We start from the raw sequence: 5,235 nt of genomic DNA, 5'->3' as shown, positions 1-5,235 counted from the left end.
CACGCCACAACGTGGCCAGGTCCTGCCCGCTGACCGGGTCGATGAAGCCCGGCGCGATGTCGGCCAGCGGCTTCAGCACGAAGGCATGCTTCAGCTCCGGGCGCGGAATGCGCAGGTGGCCGGGACCTTCCACCACCAGATCCCCGTAGAACACCACGTCGATGTCCAGGGTCCGGTCGGAGAAGCGCGGCCCGCTACGGTCGCGGCCGTGTGCGTCTTCCAGCGCATGCAGCCAGTCGTCCAGTTCCTGCAGCGGCAGGTCGGTTTCGATCGCCACCGCATTGTTGAGGAAGGCCGGGCCATCGAAGCCGACCGCGGCGGTACGGTAGGCGGGCGACACCTGCAGCGCGCCGAAGCGCTCGCGCAGGGCCGCCACCGCGGCGTGGAGGTAGCGACGGGGCTGGACGTTGCTGCCCAGGCTCAGGAGCACGGTGGTCATGCGGTTCAGGTGACGGCACTTGGGGGGCGTGGACATGCCGTCGTCACGGCGGCCTGCCTACAATCCGGGACGCACATGATAGGGCACCGACATGACCTATTGCGTTGGAATCGAGGTGGACGAAGGCCTGGTCTTCGCTGCCGACACCCGGACCAATGCCTCGCTGGACGATGTGCGCGTGCACCGCAAGCTGCACGTGTTCGAGTACCCCGGCCAGGCAGCCTACGTGCTGATGGCGGCTGGCAACCTGGCCACCACCCAGCTGCTGGTGTCGCGCCTGGGGCGCGATGCCGACGAAGGGCGCGCGCCCAACCTGCGCGACATAACCCACCTGTTCGAAGCCGCCGAGTACGTCGGCCAGCTGCTGGTGGACAGCCAGGTGCACAGCAACCACAGCGAACATGGCCACGATGGGGTCAATACCCAGGCCACGCTGATCTTCGGCGGCCAGATCGCCGGCGAGCGCCCCGGGCTGTACATGATCTATCCGCTCGGCAACGCCATCGCCGCCTCGCCGGAGACGCCGTACCTGCAGATCGGTGAATCCAAGTACGGCAAGCCGATCCTCGACCGCATCCTCAGCCCGGCCACACACCTGGAGGATGCCGCGCGCACGGCCATCGTCTCGCTGGACTCCACCATCCGTTCCAACCTGTCGGTGGGCCTGCCGATCGACCTGGCGCTGCTGCGCGACGGCGAGTTGCGCATCGGCCAGCAGCTGCGGCTGGGCGCGGATTCAGCGCTGTATGCAGACATCCACCAGAACTGGTCGCGGCGGTTGGAACAGGCGGTGGATGCGCTGCCACGGTTCCCCTGGGAAACCCTGGACCGGTAGTGCCGGCCGCTGGCCGGCAACCGCAATGATCCCACCGCACGCGGATGCCGGCCAGCGGCCGGCACTACCGCGGCATCAGCCCAGCGCTTCGGCCACCGCGCGGAAGACCTGCTGCATCTGCAGCGGCTTGTGCAGCACATGCACCTCGACACCCGCAGGGAACGTATCGGCCGGTACCGTCACTGCCGCATCCTCCAGCACCAGCGCGGGGCCGCGATAGCCCAACGTCGCCATCTCGCCCAGCAGCTGGCTGGCCGGCAGCAGCTTGGAGCCAGCATCGGCAATCACCAGCGCCGGCATCGCCTCCTGCTGCATCCAGCGCAGCGCCGCCGGGCCATCGGAGGCCAGCTGCAACTGGTAGCCCTGGCTGGACAGCGCGTTGCCGAGCAGCGACAGGCGCGTGGCTTCGCCATCGACCACCAGGATCGACTGGCCGCTACCCAGCGCCACCAGCTGCTCGATCGGCTCGCTGCCATCGATGGCCTCGTGCATCGGCAGCCGCAGTTCGAAGCAGGTGCCCTGCCCCGGCTGGCTGCTGACGTGGATGCTGCCGCCGGCGCCTTCAACGATGCGCTTGCAGGAAATCAGGCCCAGGCCCGTGCCATCGGCCTTGGTGGTGAAGAACGGATTGAACAGGTGCGACAGCGTGTCCGCATCCATGCCGATGCCTTCGTCGGCGACCCGGATGTGCATCCAGTCCACGCCATCGCGCTGGCCGGCATGGCTGGCAGTCAGGCTCAGGCGGCCGCCATTGGGCATCGCCTGGATCGCGTTGAGCGCCAGGTTCAACATCACCTGCTGCAGCTCGGTGTAGTTGGCATCGACCACCAGGCCTTCGTCCTGCACCTGCAGTTCCAGGCGCACGGCATCGGGCACGTTGCTGCGCAACAGCAGTGCCACCGCATCGAACAGGCCATCGATCTCGATGCGCTCGCTCGGCTTGCGCGAACCGCGCACGAACGACAGCATTGATTCGGCCATCTCGTGGCCACGCCGGCCGCACTCGGCGATGACATCGGCCAGATGGTGCAGCTGCGGATCCTCGGTACGCGCCTTCAGCAGGTCCGGCATGATCAGCAACGGCTGCAGGATGTTGCGCAGGTCGTGGCTGAGGCCGGCGGCAAGCAGCGACAGGCTTTCCAGGCGCTGCGCGCGCATCAGTTCGGTTTCCACCCGTGCACGCTCCACCGCGCTGCGTGCATCGCGGATCGCACGCGCCACCGCCGACGGCAGGCGCGCCGGCAGGTGCTTGATGATGTAATCGTTGGCGCCCTTCTGCAGCGCCGCCACTGCGTTCTCCTCACCCATGGTGCCGGAGACGAAGATGAAGGGCACTTCCGGCGAGGTCTCGCGCACGATGCGCAGCGCGTCATCACCGGAGAACCCCGGCATGCTCAGGTCGGACAGCACGATGTCCGGCTGGAACCTGGCCAGTGCCTGGCGTAGTTCGGCCTCGCTCTCGACACGCTCGAAGCGGGCTTCCAGGCCCGCGTCGAGCATCTGTTCAGACATCAGCTCGGCATCTTCCGGTGAGTCTTCCACCAGCAGGATGCGCAGCGCCCCCAGGGCGGGACCGGTCAGGGGCATGGGCTCACTCGAGTTCCGGTGCCTGGTTGATCAACGCCCAGAACTTGCCCAGGGTCTGCACCGCGCCGAAGAACTGGTCCACGTCGACCGGCTTGACCACGTAGGCGTTCACGCCCATGTCCCAGCTGCGGGCGAGGTCGCTTTCCTCCCGTGAGGACGACAGGATCACCACCGGCAGGCGCTTGAGTTCTTCGTGCTCGCGGATCTGCCGCAGCACTTCCAGCCCATCCATGCGCGGCATCTTGATGTCCAGCAACAGCACCGCCGGCAGGCCTTCCTCGCGATTGGCGAAGGCACCACGGCGCAACAGGTAGTCCATCACTTCCACGCCGTCTTCGACGTGCACGATGGGATTGGCCAGACGCGCCTCTTCCAGGGCGTCGATCGCCATTTCGGCATCAGCCGGGCTGTCTTCGGCGAGAAGAATGGTGCGCAGAGTGGTCATGCAGAAGGCCCTTGTTTGTCCGCATCGATCGCGGGAGGCAGGTAGAAGTGGAAGGTGGCGCCGACGTCCGGTTCGGCCTCGGCCCAGATACGGCCGCCATGGCGGGTCAGCACGCGGCGCACGCTGGCCAGGCCGATGCCGGTACCCGGGTAGTCACTGGCCTTGTGCAGGCGCTGGAACACACCAAACAGCTTGCCGGCGTAGGCCATGTCAAAGCCTGCACCATTGTCGCTGACCGTGAACTGATGACCGCCATCGGGCTGCGGCTGGTAATCCACGCGGATCTTCGCCGGCTCGCGGTTGCCCGAGTACTTCACCGCATTGCCGAGCAGGTTCAGCCAGACCTGGCGGATCATGTTCTCGTCCGCCACCACGATCGGCAGCGGCGCGATGCTCCACTCCACCTGGTGCGCGTGGCCGCTGCTTTCGGCCTCCGCCTGCAGGTTGGAATCGAGCATCGCACGGGTATCGGCCACCAGCGACTGCATGTCCACCGCCTGCTGGCGCATCGCCGCGCGGCCCAGCCGCGAGTAGACCAGCAGGTCGTCGATCAGTGCCGCCATGCGCCGCGCCGAACTGGAGATCACTTCCAGGTAATGGCGGCTCTTGTCGTCGGCAGCGTCGCCGAGGTGGCGCGACAGCTTGTCGGAGAAACCGGCCACGTGGCGCAGCGGTGCGCGCAGGTCGTGCGACACCGAGTAGCTGAAGGCCTCCAGCTCACGGTTGACCTCGGACACCTGGGCCACCTTGCCTTCCAGCTGGCGATTCAGCTCTTCCACGCGCAGCTGAACCGCACGTTGCATGGTCACGTCACTGACCGTCAGCAGCACCACCTCGTCATCGGTATCCGGCAGCGGCATGCGCCGCGCATTGAGCAGCATGTAACGCGCCATGCCATCGGCAGTGCGCTGCTCGTGCTCGAAGTCCCACAGCTCCCGACCACGCGAGAGCACGTCGGACAGGCGCTGACGCACCACCGTGTCCTTCCACGCACCATCACCGACGGATTCCAGCAGCAGGCCATCGGCACGTTCGTCCTGCAGCCCGTACAGCTCGGCGAAGGCAGGGTTGTGCAGCTGTACACGCAGGTCACGGTCAAGCAGCACGATCGGTTCGCGCACCGTCTGCAGTACCGACGCGGCACGTGCCGCCGCGCGCAGTGATTGCCGTTCGGCATGCAGGCGACGGCCGATCTGCCGCTGCAGCAGCCACAACACCAGGCCGAGCAGCGCCAGCTGGATCACCAGCGAACTCCACGACACCAGCTCGGTCTGCTTGCGCTGGCGCGCAGCCTGCTCCGCACGCAGGGTCAGCAGTTTCTGCTCACTGGCCTGCAGTTCTTCAACCAGGCCGCGAATCGGATAGCGCGTGCTCAGGTCCTTCACCAGCCCGCGCTGATCACTGTTGGGCTCAGACTTGGCCAGCTCACGGGCAAGCGCCATGCGCCCTTCCAGCATCGACTCGATACGGCCGATGCGGATCAGCTGGTCAGGATTGTCGCGGGTCATCCGGCCCAGTTCGGCCAGGCGCCCGGGAATGTCGTTGGCCTTGGCCATGCGCTCGCGCAGCCCCGGCGCGTCCACACCCTTGGACAGCGTCAGCGCCGCCGACTCGACATCGCGTACGTCCGCCTGCAGCTGCTGCAAGGCTACGCCGACGGCCTGGGTGTGATTGACCCAGGCCATCGCCTGTTCGTTGTCCTGCTGCAGTTTGCGCAGGGTCAACCACGGCACCACGATGATCGCGGCGGCGGCCAGCGCCAAGGCTGGCAATCGCCAACGGTCCCAGATGTCGTCACTGAAAACCAGCGCCATAGTTCCTCGTCAGCACAGCCGCGAAGCGTTTTCCGGGACGAGCCCGGTTGCGGCGGAACCGGCAATATAGCGCAGGCGGTCACAAGTCTGGGGTTTCCAGCGCGGTTGCCTGAAC

5 protein-coding genes are annotated in these 5,235 nt (G+C 66.7%); 1 reads left to right on the top strand and 4 read right to left on the bottom strand.

Annotated features, from left to right (window positions below; genetic code table 11):
* Positions 1–439, bottom strand: a 439-nt coding sequence (gene folK, locus N5D91_RS24230) for a 2-amino-4-hydroxy-6-hydroxymethyldihydropteridine diphosphokinase (RefSeq protein ID WP_279908279.1), incomplete at its 3' end; no start/stop codon positions are given.
* Between the two features lie 91 nt (positions 440–530).
* Here folK and N5D91_RS24225 point away from each other — a divergent pair.
* Positions 531–1,274, top strand: coding sequence for a 20S proteasome subunit A/B (locus N5D91_RS24225; RefSeq protein WP_110713713.1), 744 nt, complete (start codon positions 531–533; stop codon positions 1,272–1,274).
* Positions 1,275–1,349: 75 nt separating this feature from the next.
* On the opposite strand, the gene N5D91_RS24220 is transcribed toward N5D91_RS24225, so the two are convergent.
* Genes N5D91_RS24220 through N5D91_RS24210 form a run of 3 tightly spaced genes read right to left on the bottom strand, consistent with a single transcriptional unit; the run spans position 1,350 to position 5,120 of the window.
* On the bottom strand, positions 1,350–2,861 hold the full coding sequence (locus N5D91_RS24220; protein WP_164162132.1) for an ATP-binding protein: 1,512 nt from the start codon (positions 2,859–2,861) through the stop codon (positions 1,350–1,352).
* A 4-nt stretch (positions 2,862–2,865) separates the two neighbouring features.
* Positions 2,866–3,306: a response regulator gene (locus tag N5D91_RS24215; protein ID WP_005411057.1), complete on the bottom strand. Its 441-nt coding sequence runs from the start codon at positions 3,304–3,306 to the stop codon at positions 2,866–2,868.
* Entirely contained in the window at positions 3,303–5,120 is a 1,818-nt protein-coding gene (locus N5D91_RS24210) for an ATP-binding protein (RefSeq protein ID WP_110713717.1), read from the bottom strand. Before N5D91_RS24210 ends, N5D91_RS24215 begins: the two co-directional genes overlap by 4 nt.
* Positions 5,121–5,235: the final 115 nt, after the last annotated feature.

This window comes from Stenotrophomonas sp. GD03794, from assembly GCF_029842145.1.
In the GTDB taxonomy this organism is placed as follows: Bacteria; Pseudomonadota; Gammaproteobacteria; order Xanthomonadales; family Xanthomonadaceae; genus Stenotrophomonas; species Stenotrophomonas riyadhensis.
The sequence above is the reverse complement of the archived record's forward strand: the minus strand, read 5'-3'. Positions and strand labels throughout refer to the sequence as shown.

Excerpts from the sequence above, each read along its gene's own strand:
- N5D91_RS24210 (WP_110713717.1), bottom strand. The coding sequence starts at position 5,120 with ATGGCGCTGGTTTTCAGTGACGACATCTGGGACCGTTGGCGATTGCCA.
- N5D91_RS24225 (WP_110713713.1), top strand. The coding sequence starts at position 531 with ATGACCTATTGCGTTGGAATCGAGGTGGACGAAGGCCTGGTCTTCGCT.
- N5D91_RS24220 (WP_164162132.1), bottom strand. The coding sequence starts at position 2,861 with ATGCCCCTGACCGGTCCCGCCCTGGGGGCGCTGCGCATCCTGCTGGTG.
- N5D91_RS24215 (WP_005411057.1), bottom strand. The coding sequence starts at position 3,306 with ATGACCACTCTGCGCACCATTCTTCTCGCCGAAGACAGCCCGGCTGAT.